The sequence below is a fragment of the Gilliamella sp. ESL0232 genome (assembly GCF_013346885.1).
GTDB classification, from domain to species: Bacteria; Pseudomonadota; Gammaproteobacteria; order Enterobacterales; family Orbaceae; genus Gilliamella; species Gilliamella bombi.
The window spans coordinates 188416-212321 of record NZ_JAAEDW010000001.1 but is presented as its reverse complement, the minus strand read 5'-3'; the positions used below and the strand labels follow the sequence as shown (position 1 = coordinate 212321).

Here is a 23906-nt window from a genome sequence, read left to right as displayed (position 1 = left end):
GGCGTGCTAGCTTTACTTCGTTATCGGCATATTTTGGCGCTCTGATAAGGCAAACTTATTAACATTGTGGTGCTATAAGTGTGTTTCTTACTCTAAAATCGCTCAGGTAGACTATTGATTTTATTGTTATTTTTATTTTTCTTAAAAAGAAACAACTTTTTGATCTCTTTCCCTAATTGATGCAATATAGTATTCTAGTAGCTATTATTTGAACATACACCAAACCCAATACACCGTGCACACATTTATTTTGTCTTTACGTAAAGTCTTTTACAGCAGTAATCTTCTTTTTAGTCTTCGGATGTTAATTAGTTTAACTGGTTCGACTTTAGTTCCGTGGTATTTTGGGTATACTTCGCTAGTTATTCCCCTTACGCTTGGTGTAGTGGCAGCAGGTTTAACCGAGATCGATACACGTCTATTAAGCCGTTGTATTAATTTAATTCTTACATTGTTCTGTTTTACTATTGCCACTTTTTCAGTCGAGTTGTTATTTGATTATCCTGCATTTTTTATTATCGGTTTGGTCTCTTCAACGTTTATTTTTACCATGCTTGGTTCGCTTGGGCAACGTTACGGTGTGATTGCGTTTGGATCACTTTTAATTGCTGCCTATACCATGCTTGGGCATAATTTGTTTACCGATAATTACACCTTACCCTGTTTTTTGCTGTTAGGTGCGCTTTGGTATAATGTTGTTTCGTTAATTGAATCGATCATCCAACCTATTCGCACAACCCAACAATCGCTTTCTCAGTGTTTTATTGATTTAGCACAATATCTTGACGCTAAGGCGGCGATGTTTGATCCCGATGAGTCTGACGGTTTTAAAAAACAGACTTTGCAATTAAACAATAGTAATAATCAACTCATTAGTGCTTTTAATAACACAAAACGTTCACTATTTAATCGTTTGAAAAGCTATCGTGGACAAGCTTATATTAGAAAGTTACTAAGCTATTATTTTGTCGCGCAAGATATTCATGAGCGAGCAAGTTCAGCGCATGGACATTATCAAGCGCTTAGTGTGCATTTTAAACATAGTGATATTTTATTTAGATTTGCTCGTATTTTAAATTTGCAAGCGAAAGCTTGTGCGCAATTGGCAATGACAATTAAGTTAAATCAAACTTATCAACATGATCCGCTGTTTTCACGTTATTTTTCGTATCTTGAAGAAGCTATTAATCAATATCATGCTAGTCATAAAAGCGATATGCTGATGATTAAAGCTCTTAAGAGTTTACATCAAAATTTGCTTTCTATCGATCTGTTACTTGCTAATATTGATACCGAGCAACATTTGCCAAAAGCAGAAGAAGATAATCAGTTAATCGATGAAGAACTAACCAGCTTTTATGCTATTTTTGCCAAGATTAGAAACAATTTAACCATAAAATCGGCACTATTTCGTCATGCAATTCGTATGTGTGTGGTGTTTTTTGTTGGTTATATGGTGATTCATTTTTCCGATTTACAGCATGGATATTGGATTATTTTAACCAGTTTGTTTGTGTGTCAACCTAACTATTCAACTACAAAATATCGGTTAAAATTACGCGTAATCGGTACCATTCTAGGGATTATTGTAGGTATTCCGTTGACGTTTTTATTTCCAAGTGTTCCTGAGCAGTTGGTGTTGATTATTATCACTGGTTGGCTGTTTTTTCTATTTAAAAATTCACAATATGCTTACGCTACTGCGTTTATTACGTTACTGGTGTTTTTTAGTTTCAGTTTAATTGGCGAAAGTAGTATTCAAGTTGCGGTCGCACGTATTATTGCAACGTTAATTGGTTGTTTTATTGCATGGTTTGCTGTGAGCTTTATTTGGCCTGACTGGAAGTTTAGAAATCTACCTAAATTAGTGGATCGTGTTTGCCATGACGATAGCCATTACTTAGCGTTAATTGGTCGTCAGTATTTGACTGGTAAAACTAATGATGTTATGTATCGTTTAGCTAGGCGTGCGGCGCATGATAGTAATGCAGATTTGTCGTCATTAATTAGTTTGATGACTAAAGAGCCGCATATGAATCCAGTTGTTATCGATCAGGGATTTCGTTTGTTAACACTTAATCATACGTTGATTAGCTATCTTTCGACTTTAGGTGCGCATCGCGATAAACCTCTTTCAAAACAGACTTTCGATCTATTTGATGATTTGTCAGTCTATATTATTAATCTATTAAGCATTAAAAAGATCGACGGTGAATACCAAGCTATTAAAAAATCCGTCACCGATTATATCGAAACTATTTCGGCTGTTTCAATTGATGATGATAAAACAAATAATGATCTGTTAGTTATGCAACAATTGGCTTTGATTTTGGATATTTTGCCTGAGGTTGTCATGCTTGCAAGTGAATTGGAACATTAAATGGTTTAATAAGGGAATTGACCTTTAAACCACATTACTAGCATTTGAGAATTAATTCATTTATTCTTTTATTGATAAATAATGTTATATACCCAAAATATAAATTGAACCGTATTTTTGTATATTATCATCAATCCATGTTATAAAATCACCAATCATCTGTGAAAAAGAAGATTTATATTTGTAAAAATTATTTGTCATTTCTTGCAAATCATTATCAAAAATAAACTTAAAATCGTATAAGTCATGTTCAAGTTCTATTAGATTTAGAGAGTGATCAAGCTTCTGTTTAAGCTTGATTAATGATGATTTTATTAAGAACCACTGTTTTTTATTAACTTCCGTTTTCCCCCAATGCCCATGGTTTTGATACTTAGGTACATTGTTATATATAATACTTTCAATAAAGTTAAATGGGTTTTCTGCCAGATACTTTGACGTTTCATTCCAACAATAATCTTTAAAAGGAGGTATAACGAACTCAAAAATTAGCCCCGGCATGTTTTCTTTCAAGAGATTTTAACCTAAAATCTATCATGTAAATTCTTTCATATTAAAAATGTTATGTACACATAAATACCAGCATATTATTTTTTGATTACTATCAAGCCAACTAATCATATTAAATGTAGCAATAAATCAAAAAAAATGACCTAACGTAAAAATTCTAAGTATTTTACTATAATAATTTTAGTTAAATATGTTTCTCTACAGAATGAAAGTTATTATATATTATGATTATGTGGTGATGTCATTGAAAAGATATAGTTGTCATTAAAATTGAACTAAAATATGACGATATTTAAATTATTTCAATCGATTACTCGCTTGGTTATAAACTTCATTACGCTCTCTTTTTCCTATAACGACAACAATAATAATTAGCACATTATCTTGAACTTGATAAACCAATCGATACCCAGATGCCTTTAATTTTATTTTGTAACAATTAACGATTCCTCGTAGCTTGTTACTTGGTATATGAGGGTTTTCTTTACATTTTAGTAGTTTTTTTGCAAATTGTTGTTGTATTGTTCGATCAAGTTTTTTCCATTCTTTTTCTGCATCCTTTCTAAACTTGATGGTGTATTTCATAAAAAACTTTCCAAATCAATATCAACGAGCTTTTGTTTTTCTCGCTCTTTAACTAATGCAATTAATTCTTGATCATCAATCATATCAAGCATTTTTTCGTAAAGTTCGGCTGGAACACAATAAAATGTAGGTTGATTTCTATTTAAAATTGCAACTGGCAAACCTTGTCCTGCATTCACTGTTGCCATTGGATTTTTTTTTAATTCACTGATACTTGCAGTTGTATCACTCAAAATAATATTAGGCATGATCATATACCCTTGTTTTGTTATGCATATTAAATATAACACCTTAAAGACCTGTTAACAAGTCTTATCAGTGCTTGTTACCCTTTAAAATAATTCTAATTATGTATTATTTATAGTACCAAACGAACCTTACGATCACACTGGAATATTAGTCTTATAACATTTAAAAACTTTATTTAGCATAAAAGAATATAACACTCTACTGAATAATAAACGCAAAAATACGCAATATTATTTTCTACTAGAGTTATGTAATAGCGATAAGGTATTTATATCATAAATCTTTCAGTTGTATTGGTAATTGGTAGTTTGTCTTTTTTAAAAGATAACACAAGTAAACTGCTTGTAAGATATGTGTTATTGCTATTTGTTGTTGACTGAGAATTTTATTTAAAACGGTACTTAATGTGTTTAATCCTAGAGTATCACAATCATATTGGATCGCAATTAATTGCTGTTTTTGATCAGTGAATAATTCAAGTCTTCCAGAACATACCATACTCTCAAGTATCGTTAAAAGTGGTTGAATAATTAAGGTTGAAAGTGAATCCGTCATATAGTGATTTTCGCCTAGATGCTTTTTATGCGCTAAATAATTATTTATAATAACATTTTGTTTAGAATTATTTTTTTTACTTTTATGACAGAAGTCTTCAAAATCAAGGTTTAATGTTTTGATATCTCCTGTTAGTTGCTCTTTGTAAAGCAATGCAAAAGGCTCTAAATCCAAAAAGTTGTCATTTTTTACACAATTGACAAATACGGTTAAGGGGTGATTGTTGGTTTCTAAAAAATTCTTTAAAACATCGATACGTAATTTTTCATATTCATCCCAAAAGAGACATAAAAAAAGGCTATTTCCATCATTATCATTTACTTGCCAAACTAAATTTTGTCGAATTTCATCTAAATAAGGTTTATTTGAGCTTGCTATATGAAGAATTAACATCTCATTAAGAGGTGAATCATCTAAATGATTATCTTGTAAATAGTCGCTCAGCATTGACCAATTTTCAAATCCCGCTTTTGATCTAAAATCCTGATAATTGTTATCATTCCACCCTGTTTCTTGTAAAGTAACAGTTGAACCATGAATCGCCAATTCGCCAGTATCTGATAAACGAGGGTGATGAAGCTTTATTGATTTTTGCATCAACATATAAGGAAATGTTTGCCATATTGACATACTGTTCCAAATCATTGTGCGATTAAAATTGATATCGTTTTTATAGGATCTGGCTAATGTTGTTTCTTGGTATTGTTGTTTTTCAATATCCCAAAAGTAGAAAGTTGCACCAATGGCACCTGTTTTACTTTGCCACCAACGACCGCCTAATGGTAATAGCTCAAGGGGCTGTGATTCTGTTTTATATTGGCGTTTTATCCTACCTCGCAATTTAAAAAGTTGTTCACCTTGATGATGTAATAGCATTTCGGTATAGGCTTGTATCTGCCCTAAAAAAAGAAGTATATCTTGTTCTTCAACCGCAAAATGCCGTTTGGCAAGTAACTCAACCAATTGACTAAGATGCCGAAGCATTGCAGCCAGACGAGGTAATCCTTGAGATCTTGCTGACATATTAAGTAATTGTAATTGATCAGCTTGATTATGACTCACATGAGATAAACCTTGATTGATAAGATTACAAATATGCTGTTGAATCTGTTTAATCAAAGTAATTTCATCAGCAGAAAGCTGATCACTTTCATGTGTTATGCTTTGTCGATATTGGATTGGCCACGGCCATGTTTTGTTGTTTTTTTCAAATAGATAAGCAATAGCTGCTAAATGTATTGCCATTTTTTGGTTTGTACAGAAAGTTGAAATCATTCCATCAAAGCCAGTACCCGCCATATAAATAATAGGTGTATCGCTTTCTGGTACAATAATTCGTATTTGTGAATCTTGGTATTCTATCGTAACTAAATGATTTTTTTGCCAACTACACGCAAATTGATAAGCTTTAAAAATATTGTTTTTTCCTGCTTTTTTTAAAAGTTTGGAGGCATCTAATGACAATAATTCAGTTAACACGTTAGCTAAAGGTCTTATTGTTTCAAGCTGTTTTGTACTTATTTTATTATCAGATTTATGCAAATCATTAGATTGATCTAGCGACTTAATTTGATTTTCATCATCAATTTTATTGCTATCGGTAATAGAATGTTCTAACAACGAAGCATTTGATTGTAGCCATAAAACAGCCGATATAATGTGCTTACAATGCCCGTGAGCAAGACAATTGCAACTTGCGGCTTGAATACCTTGAGCAGGTAATCTAACTTGCTGACCGTCTGCATTGAATTCTAAATAATCTTCATTGTTTTTTTCAATTAATTTTACTTTGTTAGCCTCGATATCTTTACGAGCACGGCGAACTAAGCCAATATTGGCATAAAGTGCCAATGACTCTTGATCATAGTTTAAATAGATATGTTGCCAACTCATTGCATAACCTCAGCTAGCCAAGCAGCAAAGTGTTCTGGTGTTAATGCCGCAATTTGCATACCACGGTTAGCTAATTGCTGCGATATTTGCAAATCATAAACAGGATCAGCATTATCATCTAGCGCTGCTAAACCTAACATTTTGACTCTATTGCTGTTCATTCTTGAAACAGTTGCATAAAGGTGAATTAATGCTCCTCCCTCACAAAAATCACTAATTAATACCACAATTGTTCGTTGTGGATTTTTAATTTTTTGTTCAGCATAATTGAGCGCTTTGGCAATATCAGTTCCCCCCCCTAACTGAACTGTCATTAAAACTTCCACAGGATCATGGGCTAAGTGAGACAGATCAACAATTTGAGTGTCAAAAACAAATAAATGTAAATTAACAGAAGGTAATTTAGCCATAATGCTAGCACAAACAGCAGAATAGATAATTGAACTATCCATTGAGGCGCTTTGATCAACACATAAAATAATATCCCAAGGTAATTGTTTGTTTGCACGGGAGTTAAAAATCGCATTTTCAATAATCATTTGTTGTTTTTGTTGATCAAAATGTTTCAAATTAGCCTTAATTGTTGCACGCCAGTCAAAATTTTGGTTACAACGTATTTTGGAACGACGAAATCGATTCCTTTTACCTATCAAGGCATTAACAAAATCGGATTTGATTTTTTGTAAAATTTCATCAACAACGTTTTGAATCAGCTCTTTAACTGCCAAATAGACTTCACTTTTTAATTGCCCTCTTAAATTCATTAATAAACGCACAGAGTTCAAATTCGGCTCTAACGCTTTAATAACATTAGGATCGTTTAAAATTCCTTGCAGTTGATAACGGGCAATCGCCTGCTGTTGCATGCGTTCAAATGTACTTTTAGGGAACAGTTTTCGCGTTTTATTGAGCCAATTTACTGTGTTAAATACAGAATTTTCATTGCCACCAGGTGAAATCTTTTTTCTAACACTATCCCTACTATCTTCATCACCTATTTTTAAACCTCGCTTGCGGTATTCATGCTGATAAAGATAATTTAATGTTTGTTCTAAGTTATGATCATGTTGGTTAAATGTCGCCTGATTAAGGTGTCCATCTGCATATTTTCCTAATATCAATCGCCATCGCTTAACATGAGCAACATTTTTTTTATCAATGATTTTTTTATTGCCGATCATGCTAAATCCTTACTGTTTAAACCAATCTTGTAGTTGTTGTTGATGAATATATTGGGAGATAGATAATTCCAAAGAAAGTGTTTTTTGCAATTCTTCTTCACTAAATCTATATTGCTCAATACTCATATCTTCTTTTTCAGCACTATATTTTTTAGAAATTTTTTCGGCAATTATCGCATTTTGTTTCGGTGTGAGTTGCGTAAATGCAAGTCGTAAATCAGGAAGTATTTCGATAAATTGATCTTGTTTCCAATTTGCTAATAATTCATCAAGGCTTGTTAATAATTGTGAAGAGTGGATAATTAATTCGGGTGCACATTGCATTATCCCCATAAAATAGCTACTTGCCTGTTCATATTGGGATCCTAACTCAAAAGCCATTTTTATTTTGTGGTCAAATTCTGATTGGCTAATTTGAGAGTCCAAATAAGCAATACTATCAATAGCGCCCCGAATCAATGGCGCCTCGCTTAATAACGGTTGTAAACGATGTAAATTCAGGTAAAAATCCTGTTTCAACTTTTTCACATCTAGCTTATCTGGTAGATTATTTATTAAATTTCTAAATAATAATAATGTTTTTAAATTTTCTTGCTGTTGCTCTGTATCGGATTGTTTTAATGTATCAAGTAAGAAAAAGGCTTGTTTTGGTACTTTAGCTAGCAATGCTAACAAAGTTGAACTGACATTAAGTGCTAAAAAGTCCCGACCTTGCCATAAATAGAGTAAACGATGCCCACAATCCACTAATGACAATAAATTACTGTCAACTTCTAAGAATGATGATAATTTAACTAATAATTGAGAGAAATAGGTTTGTAATCCCATTAACGCCGCTTGTATCACCCCTTTTACTGCACACAAACAAGATTGTGCCATTCCATCTTCTGTTAATTGCTCTATTGACTGTTGTAGTTTTTGTATAGCAATCTGTTCAAGTTGCGTGCCTTGCTCTGACAGCTCAATTAACCTAGCTTCAACCATTGGAGTCCATAAATATTGCCAATCTTCAAACATAATGGTTAACCTTGTTCCATATTGATAATTTGGTCCGTCAAGACGATTAGCAAATCCAACGTCCAGAAAGGCAAGTAGGTGTAAAAATCGACTTCGTTGCCGATGTTCTGGGTTACGGTAAATATCAATATGGGTAGTTTTAGGCAATGTGTCGTCGAGCTTAAAACGGTATTTTTTAAGTGTTGAATAAACTTCATTAACAAGTGGTGGTGAGGCTATATCATTAGGAATTTGTCCTAATTGATTTCCTGATAAGCTACGATAAACTATTTGCCAAAAATCACTGCGTACATCGTGAATACTTCCTTTGATAAAAGCAGATTGAATACCATCAAGCAGATCATAACGACCTGGACCATAATGACCTCGAAGTTCAGCTAATAAACAGGCTTGTTCAATCGCCGACTTTAAAGGGATAAAACCAATTGCATCACTACAATTTTGCTTTTTTCTTAATTTATCAGTAATAATCGATAAAAAATCAATCAATTGTGTTTTTCGATAACATTGGGTTGTTTGCGGTTGGTTAGAATTTTGTTCATAAGCTAGCATTGATTGCCAAGATTTTTGGTAATAAGCAGGAGAATTCATCCCTGCTGTATAACCATTTAATGCATCAAGGCGATCAAAACTATAACGAATAAGCCAAGTTCGATCCCTGTCGCCACTTTTCTGCTGTCGATTAAATCGGGTAATATCGGTTCGTTTGGGTAATAGAAGCTTGTTTTGCCATAATCCTTCAAATAATGCTAAAGTATGAAATCCGCCTGTGACCACCACAATTTTTGCATCGGGGGTCGATTTTTTTAATCGCCCAATTGCGGTTAACATGTGCTGTTCTCGTTGGCTCGATCCTTCAGCTTCAAGTGATGATGAATCGTAATCAAGCCTCGCCATTGCACACCAAATAAACGTATCTTCAAAAAATGTTTGCCAATCAGCAAGATCGGTAAAATTTCTTAATTCAAATAAATGCTCCCAAACTTCGTCATGATCACGGCAATGTAATTTCTTAGCCAATTGAGTAATATATTGGCTATGCTTTAGATAGGTTTCAGAAAGTAATGATTTGCTCTGCAATGATGTGAATTCTTGAGTAACTTGTTCTGCCCAAGGCAGATCAATAAATTGAATTTTTGCATTGTATTGTTTTGCCAATTGCATTGCTTGCCACTCTGGTGAGTAACTACAAAATGGATAAAATACGGAGCGAGTAATTTGATGCGATGGCGAGTTAGTCTTATCATCCTCTTTATATTCTTCACTATATTCTTCATTCTTCTGAAAGACAACTTCGTCTACTTGAAGATCTGTTTGACAAAGTATAGCAATGGGTGGCTCTGTCTTATTATTTAGTAGTTCCTCAAGTTTTTCTGAAAAGCTAGCAGGTGCTTCAATCAAAATATGAGTCGGTTTAATTTGAGTAATCAACTGTCGCAAAGCATAACTACAAGCAGGACTATGATGGCGTACTGGAGCAAAATAGATCTGTGCTTGTTGTAATGCATCTCGACATATCAAAGCATTTTGTAGACGTTGTGGTAATGGTGAGCTTCCCATAATGATTATCTATTTATTATTTCCAGAATTTTTTAGACACCTGGTAGAATGAATGCCATACTGATGAGTTTTTGGCTCTTTCTCGCACCACATTATCCATATAAAATTGAATTCGTTTAATATCATCAGCATTGTCTTTTAAAACTACACCAATAAGCTGTTTAGCAATATGTCCACCCTCAAGGGTGCCCTCATCAAAATAATAGGCATCTAATGCTGAGGCATAAACAATATTGACAGCTTCTGCTGTTGACATCACCGCATCAGGTGTTTTCAGATTAGTGCCTGCTTGTGTTTGCCCCTGTCTTAACTCTTGAAACGTTGTTACTAATAGTTCAATGACATCGACTGGAATAATGATCTGCGATTTTAGTTCACCTAATTCCTGGTTAAGTTGCATTTTAATTAATTCTATTTCAAAGTTTTTATCAGTAATTGGGTTAACGGTTTCAAAATTAAAGCGACGTTTTAATGCAGCCGACATCTCATGTACACCGCGATCTTTTAAATTTGCCGTACCAATAAGATTAAAACCTGGTCGAGCGCTAATTTTAGCATGTTGTCCCATTTCTGGAATCATCATTTGCTTTTCTGACATCAATGACACAAGTACGTCTTGAATTTCAGGAGGACAACGTGTTATTTCTTCAAAGCGCACAATTTTACCTTGCTGCATACCGTGGTAAATTGGCGAACCAACTAATGCTCGTTCAGTTGGTCCTTCTGCTAATAATAAAGCATAATTCCAAGAATATCTGATATGATCCTCATTTGTCCCTGCCGTACCTTGAATAGTTAGGTTTGAATCACCACTGATTGCTGCAGCTAGCAGTTCAGATAACATCGATTTAGCCGTACCAGGTTCGCCAACTAACATTAAACCTTGTTTACCAAGCAAAGAGACTATTGCTCGATCAACAAGAGGATCGTCACCAAAAAATTTGCGGCTGATGCCAATTTCTTCATTACCTAAAATAAACGTTCGTACCGATTTTGGTGATAACTGCCAGCCTTGAGGTTTATTGTTATTACTATCCAATTTCAGCAACTTATTTAACTCTTTAGCATAACGTTGTTCTGCACTTAAGCGAATGGCTTGTGTTTGTTTTACCATAACCCTTTCTTCTCCCACTCTGGATCAAAACCGCTTGAGGCATTAGCAACAGCCATATAATCAGCATAAGCTTCTGCTAGTAATACTGGCGGCACATCGTTGATATCAATTGCATTACCGTTTTTCCCTTGCTTTTTACTAAAATATAGATTGTAAAGTATAACGGGAATATTCTCTTCTGGCACATAGCTACCACTAAATTCAATATTGATATAAAGCTCAAGCTCGCTAAAATATTTATAATAGCCGTAAAAGCAAGCACCGTCTTCAATGTCTTCTCGCTTATACCCTTGTTTAATTAATATATTTCGTATTGTAAAACTGTCTGTTAGCCACCCTTTACGATCATCAATAATATTATCTTCAACATGGCTAACATCAGGCAACGAATGGTTAAATTGTGTAAGTAGTAGCGAAACTTTGTAATCTGTAAGATGTTTTTGCCATGTTTTCACAACTTCTTCAGTTAACAATGCACTATGTGCAACAGTAATATAGTTTAGTTTGTTAAGCGCAATCTCGTCATCGTTTAAATCAATTAAACTGCCATCTTCGGTTGGACGAAAACTCTTTATAATTACCCCTGATTCATTCACTTCGAGCCATACTAAATGTTGAATTAATCGATTCATAATGGGATGGTTATAGAGATATTCTTGCCACTCTAAAACAGACCAACGTCGTTGCAAACACATAGCTTCGTATAGCCGCATTATTTGTAATTCAATTAATTGTTTCAGCTCTTTTTTACTATTATTAAATTGTTTTTTTGCTTCTTTAACTAGTGTTTCATCTTCAGATTTTCTTGCTTCGGGGAGTGTTTTAATTTCTTTACCTTCGGCGTTTTTTAATACAAATTTAAATTTATCATCTAATGTGGCTGTAAAAATTCGCTCACCATAATCAAGGCTCAGTACGCCCGATTCATCTAAACCTGCTGTTGGAATGGTGCGATCAGCCAGTTCATCAGCCGTCCACTGTTTTTGCTCAGCAATTTGGTTAATCAATAATTTTGCTTTTTTTTGCACGGACGGCGTTCGATAACGACGTGCAATTGATAATAAAAATTGAATAATAAGCGGATCATCACTAACGGCTATTGATTCAAGCATGGCTTCAATTTGTCCACGCCTGATTTGATAGTTTTTAATATAGTTTTTTATTATCGATACGGCAGTATTACCTTGTATGCCACCAATTAGTGATAATATACCCTTTGATTTAATAGCTGAACCAATCAAACGGGAAAGCACTTCTTGCTTTATCATTTCGAATGCTTCGCTTAAAATCATATTTTCATATTGACCATAATACTCGGGATAGCGCTTTGCATAATTTAAATAATCTTTCAAACGCTGTTTTGCATTTAAGTTTGCCTCTATTTCGGCTTCTTCAAGTGTTGGCGTTAGTGTGTCTTGCTTAATAAAAGCCTGTAAAATAAATACACCTAATTCGTGTTGACTTTTGATGCTTAAAAGTCGGGTATAAATGATTAATAATGGATTAGCAGGCTCTTTTAATTTTATCGCAAGCCAAATCCACCAAGTGATAATTTGAGGGGCAACCACCTTACCATTTTGCCAAGTTAATGCTGGAATTAAGTTTTCATCAAGCCATTTGGCATCTGCTGGTTTTTTGCCTGTTAAGCCTTTTTGTGCATCATCTAATAATTTTGTTGGCGTTAAATATTGGTTTATATTTTCACCTAAACTTTCAAGCGCAGCTAATAATGTTGCTTGTACAGATTCAGATTTCTCTTTGTTTAGCGCATTATTCAGTGCTTTAATTGATGATTTCTGTCCTAATTTTACCAACCACTTGGCAGCTAAAATACGCTGAGCTTGTTTGGTTGATATTAATGCCTCTTCCACTCGGTAATGAATATCAGGCAACATACTCAATGCTTTTTGTGCTAATAAACGTAATGATTGAGTTTCACCTAATGCCAGTTCAAGTAAATAAGTCACATATTTAGCTAGTAACTTCGGGAAAAAAGTTAATATTTTTATCCCTCGCTCTTTCTCAAAAAAATAATCACTGTTTTGCAGTTCTTGATTTGGCAGTAGTCCTAATGCTTCATCAAGATAAACGGAATTTTCTGCAAAAAATGGCCAAACTAAATTAGGATCGACCTCAGCTGTGGTTTCATAATAATAATTCATTAAAAATGCGGCAGCGATGGTACGTTTCGCATCTGGCACATAATCTATTTTATTCATGACTTCAACTAACTGGCGTAAATCAGTACGTAACAAGATTTCATGATGAGAAAAACTTAAACCTAAATAAAAGGAATTAGGCTGAGGATGACAAATTTTTTCCGCACGTAATAAGTGGTAAAGATTAAATTCAGGTAACGATGGCAAGCGTCCTTTATTCAAAATAACTTCATAAATTAATTTGTTTTTTATATCCGCCTGTTCGATATCACCTTTACCATTTAAACAATCAAAAATCGCATCTAAATCAGTAACAGTAATTGTTTTTAATTGCGCATAACGCTGTTGTTCAGATGTAATTTTGTAACCATATTCTTGGTTATATTGAATTTCCTGTTCTGCTTTCTTTTGCTGTTGGACTAATATTTCTTGGTAGTTTTGTTGCAAAATATCTCGCGCTTTAGAAGGTAAATTAACTTCAACGATCGATTCAAAAGGAGGAATAATTAATCCGATTTCTTGCTGTTTAGCATCCTCATTGACACTTAATCGTGATAAAGCCCCTTCGATGGTTTTTATTACGGTTTTATTCGTCTGACGAGTTAATGCTTCTTCTAAAATCTTGCGATTAACAGATAATCTAACTAATAAGTTTATCGCATGGCAACGTTGCTTAGGCGTTCCTTGATCTAATAAAGCTTGTAATTCAGCTTGTATTATGTCAATAGGTAAACTTAGTAACAAGGTTGTTGCTAACTCACTGATTGCTTTTATATTACTTGTTGATTGTTTTACAAGCAAATCAATCACATCTTGTTTAAGTTTGTCTTGATTAGCAATATATTGTAATTGCTGTAATTGACCAGATCTAGATAGCCCCTGTTCAGGCAAGGTTTTAAACCATTCAAGATGTTCATAAATATAGGGCAATAAACCATTAATCATAAACACATAATAAAAACACTTTAAATAAGATTCTGGTGTTTGTTGACGGTCAAAAATAGCAAATAATAGTTGTTTCCCTAGCCCTTTTTGTTCTATTTCGAGCAATTGATGTAATTGTTGAACAGACCAATTTTGACGTTCAAGAATAATTTTTTCAGCACTTTGATTATAGCTAAACAAAGTTGAAACCAATCCATCTAAAAATAGATATAAAAACCATAATGGTAAATTTGGCGTGATCACATCAATATTTTTTTGTTCTGAATAAATGCGACTTTGCTGCATATTTTCAATATAGGTTGCTGCCAATACCTTACCAAAACGGATAATCTGTTCTGGCGTATAGTTATCCGTCCATTGTTGATAAAATAGCGCTCTTGCTTTTATTGGTTGTTTTTTCTCAGTGGAATAATAAATGATATTAGTCGCACCTGGAAAGCCTAGGCGCCCATAAACTCGCTTTGCACTATTATACGTTTGTGATAATTGATTTAAATCCTCTAAAACTAGAGGATCTTGACCTTGTAAAATATATTTACAAATGCGCTCAGGAATCAATTTATCTAACCCCCGCAAAATCTCAAAACACGCTAATAAATTGCGCTCATTATTGTCAACAGTATCCTTTACCATATTAATTTATCTTCCCAATCAGGATCAAAGCCACTACACGCATTTGCAACCGCCATATAGTTAGCATAACCTTCAGCGAGTAACACTGGAGGCAATTTATCGAGAGCTATTGGTCTATCTTTTAAACATGGCTTTTTACTAAAATAGAGGTCAAAAAGAGCAACAGGGATATTTTCTTCTGGTACCATGCTGCCACTAAATTCAATATTAATATACAGGTTAAGACTAGCAAAATACTTATAATAACCATAAAAACAACCTGCATCTTCAACATTGTCACGCTTATAATCCAATTTGGTTAAGATACCACGTATCGTGAAACTGTCAGTTAACCAACCTAAACGTTCATCAATAATGTCATCTTTAACTTTACTTATATCTGGTAATGAGTGAGTCAATTGATCAAATAGCTCGGGGACTTTGTAATCTTTAAGATGATCTTGCCATTTTACTGTGATAGCACTTGGCAACACTGCAGAGTGGGCAAGGGCAATGCGATTACCTTCATTTAGTTCTATTTCTTCATCTTCAGTTGTAATTAAGCTACCATCCTCAGTTGGTCTAAAGCTGTTTACTATCTGTCCATTTTCATCTAATTCAAGCCAGATTAAACGTTGAATAAACCGTCCTACGATAGGATGTGGCTGTAAGTATTTTTGCCAATCCTCTACTCGCCATTGACGCTGTGTACACATAGCTTCATAAAAGCGGGTAATTTGCATATTAAGCAATTGCGTTAGTTCTTTTTTACTGTTGGAAAACTGTTTTTTTGCCTCTTTCACTAAGGCTTGATCTTCGCTTTTTCGGGCTTCTGGTAAGGATTTAATTTCGTCACCATCTGCATTTTTTAAATGCCATTTAAACTTATCATCAAAAATAGCCGTAAATGTGCGTTCACCATAATCAAGGGTTAACACACCATTATCATCTAGCCCTGCGGTAGATATGGTGCGATCAGCTAGTTCATCAGTAGTCCAGCCATTGCGTTCTGCAATACTTTCTACCAATAAGCGGGCTTTTTCTTGTACAGATGCAGCACGATAACGGCGGGCAAGCGATAACAAGAGTTGAGTGATCAACGGATCATCACTTTGAGCAAGCGGTTCAAGCATCGCTTCAATTTGCGCTCGTCGTTGTTGATGATCTTTCATAAAACTACGTAATAACGAAACTGCAATATGACCTTTAATACCACTAGTTAATGCTAATAATCCTTTCGCTTTAATGGCTGAACCAAGATAGACTGCCAAAGCCTCTTTTTTTATCTCTTCAAATACTTGTTCAAAAGTAATATTGGCATAACTAGGGTAGTATTGAGGGTGTTGCTGGTAGTAGCCAATATATCGCTGCAATCGCTTATCGGCTAATGAATTGGCTTTTGCTTCGGCATCTTCCACCGTTGGCATTCGCGTATCTTGCTTAATAAAGCTTTGTAAAATAAATTCGCCTAATTGCTGTTGGCTTTGCTGACTTAATAAGCGACTATAAATAATTAACAATGGATTAGCTGGATCTTTTAACTTGACCGCTAACCACGCCCACCATTCAATAATTTGAGGATCAACTACATCACCATTTTTCCATGTTAATGGCGGAATTAGATTTTTATCAAACCAGTCAAAATCAGCAGGTTTTTTACCTTTTAAGCCTTTTTGTGCATCGGTTAATAGTTTTTTAACGGTTAGATGTTGACTAATATCTTCGCCTAATTTTTCTAAAGCGACTAATAAAACAGCTTGTACAGTTTCGCGTTTTTCTTTTTTTAAGGCATTATTTAATGCTTTAATTGAAGATTTTTGTCCTAACTCTGCTAACCAATTAGCGGCGGCAATACGCACCTCTTGCTTTGCTGATGTTAAAGCTTGTTCAACTTGGCAATGAATATTAGTAATCACACTTAAAGCGTTTTGTGCGGCATAGCGTACTTGTTTACTTTCGCCCAAAGCTAATTCAAATAGATAAGCAACATATTTAGTTGGAATATTTGGGAAAGTTTGTAATATTTTAATGGTACTTTCTACATCAACATTAAGATAAGACAAGGCTTCTTGTTTGGGAGCAAAACCTAAGGCCTCATCAAGCAAAAATTCGTTTTCAGCAAAAAATGGCCATAATTTGTGTGGTTCATTTTCATAGACATCGTGATAGGTATCTTTGGTTAAAAATGGCACAGCAACGACATAGGGCACATGCTGAGAATAATTGAGTTTTACTAATACATCTGCAATTTGTCTAAGATCTAATTTTTTTATAAATTCATTTTTTTCAAATAATCTTTCGAAATAATAAACGCCTGTATCTTTATCAGCTAATTGAGTCACTCGTAATAGATGAAAAAGCGTAAATTCAGGTAGATTCTGTAACCTTTTTTTGGCTAATAAAAATTTAATATCGATATTTTTATTGATTTTTTTGAGTAACGCCGAATATTCAATCTTACCATTTAAATAGTGATAGACATCATCTAAATCCTGTGAGGTAATCGTTTTTAACGTTTTATAGTATTTTCTTGCCCAATTATATGGAAGGTTATATTTTTTGTTATCTTCAACTTCTTTTTGTGCCGCTTTTTCACTTTCTATTAAATGTTCTTCATAATTTTGCTGCAAAATATCACGAGCAATAATGGGTAAATCAACATCATCGATTGGCTCAAAATCAGGAATGATTAAAGTTGCTTGTTGTTCGGCTGTATTTGCACTTTCAAGTCGTGATAAAGCACTTTCTATCGCAGCAATGACCGTTTTGTTAGTTTCGTTAGCTAAGGCTTGTTGTAAGATTGTCGGATCGGAGGATATTCTAGCCTGTAATGCGGCAGCATGACTACGCTGCTTAACTGTGCCAGCAGTTAACAAACGTTGTAAATGGGGCTTTACTATTTCGACAGGGGAACTAAGTAACATTTCAGTTGCTAGCTGACTAATTTGTTTGGAGCTATTTAATGACTGCACAGCAATAAAATCAAGCAGCGGCATTTTTAGTTCAGGATGTTTTCGAATATATTTTAATTGTTCGACTTGCCCTAATATCGCAATATCTTGATTCGGTAATTGTTTGAATAATTCGATATGCTCAATAACATAAGGTAATAGACCATTAATCATAAAGAAATATTGAAAACAGCTGCGATATGTAATATTTTGGCGGTCAAATATAGCAAATAATAACTTTTTACCTAATCCTGATTCCTCAATCTCTAACAACTCATGTAATTGTTTAATTGACCAATTTTTTCGCTCATCAATCCGATCTTCATTGTCACAACAAATCGGTAACGTAGTAATCAATCCATCATATAACAGATATAAAAACCAAGAGGGTAACTCTGGAGTAATTAGTTTAATAAAACGTAAATTACTACATAACGCCGTTAAAACTCGTGCAAAACGGATTATCTGTTCAAAAGTATAATCATCAGTCCACCGCTGATAAAAAGCCATTCTTGCTTTTTCGGATGAATTGGGTTCATCACAAATATTTGTATAATGAAGGTCACAAGGTCTTCGAAGTAACTCATAAAGTTTAGTAGCCGTGTTTGAAGACTGACACAATTGATTTAAATCAACTAATACATTTAGTTCATCACCCTGTAAGATATATTGAGTAATGCGCGTTGGCATGGTTTTATCCAGTTCTTTTACTGGGTCAAATATAGTGGTAATTAATTGTTGTGATGATAATTCATTTATTTTTTTCATATTCCTTTCTTCTCCCATTCTGGATCAAATCCGCTACATGCCTTAGCAACAGCCATATAATCAGCATAACTTTCTGCTAGTAACACACGAGGATCTTTGCTAATTTCAATTGTGTTATTTTTAATTGTATCTACATCACCGATAACAAAAGGTGTAACGCTTTAATAACTATTGACATTGCTCCTTTAGCCAGTTTATTTCTTGCGTCCAAATATCAGGATCAATGGTTTCTAAGATAAGAGGAATTTCGTCAATTCTTGGATCTTGCATAATATATTTAAATGCAGTTTCACCAATATTGCCTTTGCCTAAACTGTGATGGCGATCGACATGGCTAGCAAATTCGCTTTTAGCATCGTTTAAGTGCATGCCTCGTAAGTATTGAAAACCGACTATTTTTTCGAACTCAGCAAAAGTTTCTTGGCAAGCTTGTTCGGTACGTAAATCGTAACCAGCGGCAAAAGCGTGGCAAGTGTCAATGCAAACTCCAACTCGGCTTTTGTCTTCGACTTGGTCAATGATTTGCGCAAGATGTTCAAATTTATAGCCTAAGTTAGAGCCTTGTCCAGCCGTATTTTCAATAACAGCAACCACATTTTGTGTTTTGTCGAGCGTAATGTTTATCGATTCGGCAATGCGTGCTAGGCATTCATCAACCGATATTTGTTTTAGATCGCTTCCGGGGTGAAAATTGAGTAATGTTAATCCTAATTGTTCACAACGTTGCATTTCGTCTAAAAAAGCAGTGCGTGATTTTTCAAGCTGTTCACTATCGGGGTGTCCTAAATTAATAAGGTAACTATCGTGTGGCAAAATTTGTTTGCTGGTAAAACCATATTTTTCGCAGCGTTTTTTAAAGCTGTCGATGGTGGCTGTTTCAAGCGGTTTGGCGTGCCATTGTCGTTGATTTTTGGTAAATAACGCAAATGCGGTTGCGCCAATTTGATAGGCATTTATCGGGGCGTTATCTACCCCACCTGCTGCACTTACATGTGCACCAATGTATTTCATTTTTTGTCCTAATAACGTTGTTAGTTTATGATTAGCGGATAATTAGTTCGAGCCGCTATTGCGTTGTAGCTGATCACGCAAATTAGGCGGTACACCTTTAATAACCAGTGAGTCAGTCTGTGGATCCCATTTTATACGTTCACCTAACAAATTTGAATCGAAGCTTAAGGTTAATCCGCCACCGCTGCCCGAGAATTTTTTAAGTTGGCGCAATGCACTACGATCAACGGGGAATGTGTCTTCTAAATCGTATTCACTATTTTTGACAAATTCAATAAAGTTGTTATCGTCACTTGTTGGTAGTTCGTTGGCTAGATTTTTTAGTTCAATTTCTTCACCAGCTTGTAATTGAGCTTGACAGTAATTGTAGACGCTTTCACGTGCGTTGGTTTTGTCTTGTTTGTCAAATTGCATTTCTTGGCAGTAATCATCTACCGCTTTAACCAGTGTTTTGTTTTGTGCTTTCGCATCTAATCCTTCATTAGCACCTAGGTAGTCCATAAAAAAGTCAGATACTTTTCGCCCTACTCGTCCTTTTAAAAAGGTTAAATATCGTTTTGAGTCGGCTTGGGTTTCCCATTCGGTGATGTCTATACGGGCAATAATATCGGCATGGTCAATGTCTAGATATTGCGTTTCGCTAATATCTAAGTCTTCATTAACTAACATACTTAAACAACTATTTAACACCGCAATAATTAAGTATTCAACCGCCAAATAACGATATTGGCAAAACACCACCGTTCCTCCTTCTGCAAAAGGATATTTGGCAAGTTCGTTGCGTAGTTGTTTGGTTGATTCTTGGCTGAAATGTAAAAAATCTTGATTGCCTAGTCGTAGTTCTTTTAGTGATTGTTCAAATAAGCTTTCGCTATTAAATAATCCATAGGCTTTGCTTTTGTTATTATAGATGCGGTTGATATCTTCAATTAGATTAACAACCGCTTGCTCGTTGTCGAGCATTGAGTCACGAAGTTGTAGTTCAATTTCGGTGTCGCTTTTTCTAATTAATTTATGCAGTATGATCTTTTCTATTTGTACGCTCATTGGTGAGGTTCCTATTGGATCGCTATAATCATTAAGGACATTATTTTATCAAAGCGCTGAAAAAGTGCTATTAACAATTTGCCAGTCTGTTAAACTAGCACAGTTAAATTGCATAAATCTATACTGAAACGTATAGTTACCTGAAACTTTTTTACAATATTTATCAGCGGAAAATTAAAAGCAATGGCTCACTCTATTGATGTTTATAATGATTTTAAAAATAAAAAAATCAGTGCACTATTTTGGCAATATGCGTTACCTGCCATTATTGGGACAATTGTTAACACTCTTTATAATATTATTGATGGCATTTTTATTGGCCATTGGATCGGACGCGAGGCGTTAAGTGCTGCTGGTCTTATTTTACCTGTGATGAATTTAGCAGCGGCAATTGGTATGTTAGTTGGAATCGGTTCGGCCAGTCGGATTTCAATTTTTTTAGGTCGTGGTGAAAACGACAAGGCCGAAAAAGTTGCTGGTACGTCGTTTATGCTAACTGCGCTGCTGAGTGGTTTTACGCTGTCAATGCTGCTTATTTTTATTGATCCCGTGTTGCGATTTGTCGGTTCTAGCCCTGTTAACCATGTTTATGCCAGAGAATTTTTACAGATTTTTTTACCCGGTAGTATCTTTTTAACCCTCACTTTTAACTACAACAATATGATGCGCGCAAGTGGTTATCCATTTAAGGCAATGGTCACTATGTTTGTTAGTGTGATTGCTAATATTATTTTAGCGCCAATTTTTATTATTGGTTTAGGCTGGGGGATGCGTGGAGCTGCAATGGCAACGACGTTATCGATGATGATTAGCTTTGTATTTGTTATGCAACATTTTTTAAATAAAAACAGTAATATCAAGCTTTATCGTCGTAATTTTAAGTTGGACTTTTCAATTGCAAAATCGGTTATATCAATCGGTTTATCGCCTTTTTCAATGCAAATGGCGGCATCAATCGTTGTAGTGTTTATTAACTGGCAACTTAATCGTTATGCTCCACTTGCTAATGTGTCGGGCGATGATTCCATTGCTGCTTTTTCTAATGCTAACCGGCTTATTACTTTAGTGATTATGATTGTCATTGGTATCAACCAAGGTATGCAACCTATTATTGGTTATAATTATGGTGCTAAAAATTATGATCGCGTTAAAAAGACTTTCTTTTATGCTGTGAAAGTAGCAACGGTTGTAACTTCGCTCGGTTTTGTGTTAGGATTTTTTATTCCAGATATGTTGGTGCGAGCTTTTAGTTCCGAGGAAGATTTAGTGCAACTTTCGGCTATTGCATTACGATTTACTACACTCTCTTTTATTTTTGTTGGCTTTCAAATGGTTACCACTAGCTTTTTCCAATGTATTGGTATGGCAAAAATTTCGATTTTATTAAGTCTTTCAAGGCAAATTTTGATTTTGTTACCAGCACTTTATATTTTACCATTATTTTTGGGTTTTGATGGTGTTTGGGTTGCTGCCCCAACAGCCGATCTGTTATCAACTGGTACAGCTTGCCTTGTGCTTTATTGGTATTTTAAATCACTCAAGAAAAGACATTGTTGTAATTAATACTGCCGTTTAAGTTAATCAGGGCTTAACGCCCTTTTTAATTTAGCCCAATTTTATTTACTGAAGTCGTTTTTATTTTTGTTCACAAAATTCATGCTTAATTCCATTTTCACAAGCTTTTTTAAACAATTCTTTCGCTTTTTTGGTATCTTTTTTAACATCATAGCCATTAAAATATATCACACCAAGATTCCATTGTGCGTAAGGATCATTTTTCTCGGCTGCTTTTTCCAACCAAATTTTAGCTAAACTATAATCTTGTTCAACAACTTTACCATCAAAATACATATCACCTAAAGAATATTGAGCATTTACATTGCCATTTTCGCTCGCTTTTTGATACCATTCCAAAGCTTTCGTTATATTTTGTTCAACACCTTGGCCTTTTTCGTACATATACCCTAAATTAAATTGAGCTTCGTCGTCTTTTTCTGCTGCTTTTTGAAACCATTCAAAAGCTTTGGTGTAATCTTGTTCAACTTCTTCACCTTTATAATATAAGCTAGCGATATTAGTCATAGCATATACAATACCTTGTGCCGCAGCTTTTTCGTACCATTCTATTGCTTTTTGCGCATCTTTTGTGACAGAAATACCATAAAGGTACCTAACGCCAAGATAAAATTGTGCTTCTGGATTATTTTCTTCTGCCGCTTTTTTGTATAATTTGTCAAAACTCAAATCTCGAAAATCTTGAGCATAAGATGGGTTTGAGAAACATATGAACAATAAAAATAATGCAACTAATTTTTTCACGTTATATTGCTTATTAGTAAAACTTAATGAAGTTAAAATATATATTTTAATTTATTATAAACTAAAATTACTGAACTATTTTTAGTAATATCAAAATAAAACAAAAGTCTATTAATTCCGTTCAGTATTTCGTATTGTAGCCTTATTATGTCGAAGCCGATAAGTTTGTAATACTCGATAAGGTCACAAACATAAGACACAGAAAAATCAATATAACCCCAAACCACCCAACTAATGACATTTGTTCGCCAATAATTAACATCGCTAATATGGCCGCAATAACAGGCTCTAATAAGCTGATTGTAATAGCCGAACTAGCCGATATTTTAGATAAACCATAACCATAACATAAATACCCCATAAACATGGGGATCAATGCTATATAAATACAAACAGCAATATTGGTTAGTGAGTCAAATAATGCAGTCCCTGTGAGTAACATAACGGGTATGAGTAAGATGCCACCAAAGCCAAAGGTTGCCCCCATGGCCGATTTTGTTGATATGCCTTTTAACATTAATTGACGAGCTGACCATGAATATAAGGCATAGGTAAATCCAGCAATTAATCCTAATAAAATACCTATAGTGGTGTGTTCATATTGCGTTGTGGTGGAATTATCTTCTGAAAAGGCAAGTAAAATCATCCCCAAAATACCAAAGGCTGCTCCTATTACCCATTGTTTAGTTAGGCGAAAATCACGACTAATATATTCAATGAGGGCTGAAAGGATCGGGGCTGATCCAATAGAAACTACTGTTCCAATTGTTACACCCGATAAGCGCATAGAGCTATAAAAAGCTAAAGGATAAATCATAACAGCAATAGCACCAACAATAAGTAAGTGAACATGCTTGATTAATAAATGGCGTTCTTTGATTATTTTAGATATTGCCAATGTACATTGTAAAATGCCACCAATACCCATTGCTAGCGAGCCAATGAGTAAAGGTGAAAGCGAGGGCGCAAATGTAGCAGCTGTGCCCGTTGTCCCCCATAAAATAGATGCTAATATGACAGCTAAAATACCAAGTACTTTATTCATTAGAT

Annotated in this window: 15 protein-coding genes; 2 read left to right on the top strand and 13 right to left on the bottom strand. The window is 34.5% G+C overall.

Translation table 11 applies throughout. The annotated features are described in order from the left end of the window. Positions 1-235 precede the first annotated feature (235 nt). Positions 236-2380, top strand: a complete 2145-nt coding sequence (gene yccS, locus GYW75_RS00835; protein ID WP_174798326.1) for a YccS family putative transporter — start codon at positions 236-238, stop codon at positions 2378-2380. Between the two features lie 84 nt (positions 2381-2464). Here yccS and GYW75_RS00830 read toward each other — a convergent pair whose 3' ends face one another. From GYW75_RS00830 to yejK, 11 genes are all read right to left on the bottom strand, one after another. Then, the gene (locus GYW75_RS00830) at positions 2465-2881 is read right to left on the bottom strand and encodes a hypothetical protein (RefSeq protein ID WP_174798103.1); all 417 of its coding nucleotides are present in this window, start codon (positions 2879-2881) and stop codon (positions 2465-2467) included. Positions 2882-3187: 306 nt separating this feature from the next. Further along, positions 3188-3475 carry a type II toxin-antitoxin system RelE family toxin gene (locus tag GYW75_RS00825; protein ID WP_174798102.1) on the bottom strand — a complete coding sequence of 96 codons (288 nt, stop codon included), beginning with the start codon at positions 3473-3475 and terminating at the stop codon, positions 3188-3190. Next, entirely contained in the window at positions 3472-3723 is a 252-nt protein-coding gene (locus GYW75_RS00820) for a type II toxin-antitoxin system Phd/YefM family antitoxin (RefSeq protein ID WP_065609784.1), read from the bottom strand. The genes GYW75_RS00825 and GYW75_RS00820 overlap by 4 nt, the downstream gene beginning before the upstream one ends. A 274-nt stretch (positions 3724-3997) precedes the next feature. Further along, the gene (locus GYW75_RS00815; protein ID WP_174798101.1) at positions 3998-6172 is read right to left on the bottom strand and encodes a hypothetical protein; all 2175 of its coding nucleotides are present in this window, start codon (positions 6170-6172) and stop codon (positions 3998-4000) included. Beyond that, positions 6169-7353: a VWA domain-containing protein gene (locus GYW75_RS00810; RefSeq protein ID WP_085165278.1), complete on the bottom strand. Its 1185-nt coding sequence runs from the start codon at positions 7351-7353 to the stop codon at positions 6169-6171. Before GYW75_RS00810 ends, GYW75_RS00815 begins: the two co-directional genes overlap by 4 nt. A 9-nt stretch (positions 7354-7362) precedes the next feature. Continuing rightward, positions 7363-9930 carry a DUF5682 family protein gene (locus GYW75_RS00805; protein ID WP_174798100.1) on the bottom strand — a complete coding sequence of 856 codons (2568 nt, stop codon included), beginning with the start codon at positions 9928-9930 and terminating at the stop codon, positions 7363-7365. A 16-nt stretch (positions 9931-9946) separates the two neighbouring features. Next, entirely contained in the window at positions 9947-11044 is a 1098-nt protein-coding gene (locus tag GYW75_RS00800) for an ATP-binding protein (RefSeq protein WP_174798099.1), read from the bottom strand. Further along, positions 11038-14781 carry a DUF4132 domain-containing protein gene (locus GYW75_RS00795; protein ID WP_174798098.1) on the bottom strand — a complete coding sequence of 1248 codons (3744 nt, stop codon included), beginning with the start codon at positions 14779-14781 and terminating at the stop codon, positions 11038-11040. Before GYW75_RS00795 ends, GYW75_RS00800 begins: the two co-directional genes overlap by 7 nt. Further along, positions 14775-18479 carry a DUF4132 domain-containing protein gene (locus GYW75_RS00790; RefSeq protein WP_174798097.1) on the bottom strand — a complete coding sequence of 1235 codons (3705 nt, stop codon included), beginning with the start codon at positions 18477-18479 and terminating at the stop codon, positions 14775-14777. The genes GYW75_RS00795 and GYW75_RS00790 overlap by 7 nt, the downstream gene beginning before the upstream one ends. Positions 18480-18647: 168 nt before the next feature. Next, the gene (gene nfo / locus GYW75_RS00785; protein WP_174798096.1) at positions 18648-19490 is read right to left on the bottom strand and encodes a deoxyribonuclease IV; all 843 of its coding nucleotides are present in this window, start codon (positions 19488-19490) and stop codon (positions 18648-18650) included. A 42-nt stretch (positions 19491-19532) separates the two neighbouring features. Then, positions 19533-20537 (bottom strand): nucleoid-associated protein YejK, encoded by a 1005-nt coding sequence (gene yejK, locus GYW75_RS00780; RefSeq protein WP_174798095.1) that lies wholly within the window; start codon positions 20535-20537, stop codon positions 19533-19535. Positions 20538-20720: 183 nt separating this feature from the next. On the opposite strand from yejK, the gene GYW75_RS00775 reads away from it, so the two are divergent. Further along, positions 20721-22100 (top strand): MATE family efflux transporter, encoded by a 1380-nt coding sequence (locus GYW75_RS00775; protein WP_174798094.1) that lies wholly within the window; start codon positions 20721-20723, stop codon positions 22098-22100. A 72-nt stretch (positions 22101-22172) separates the two neighbouring features. Here the strand turns inward: GYW75_RS00775 and GYW75_RS00770 are convergent, their stop codons facing one another. Then, on the bottom strand, positions 22173-22856 hold the full coding sequence (locus tag GYW75_RS00770) for a tetratricopeptide repeat protein (RefSeq protein WP_174798093.1): 684 nt from the start codon (positions 22854-22856) through the stop codon (positions 22173-22175). A gap of 145 nt (positions 22857-23001) precedes the next feature. Further along, positions 23002-23901: a DMT family transporter gene (locus GYW75_RS00765; RefSeq protein ID WP_174798092.1), complete on the bottom strand. Its 900-nt coding sequence runs from the start codon at positions 23899-23901 to the stop codon at positions 23002-23004. Between the last annotated feature and the right edge of the window lie 5 nt (positions 23902-23906).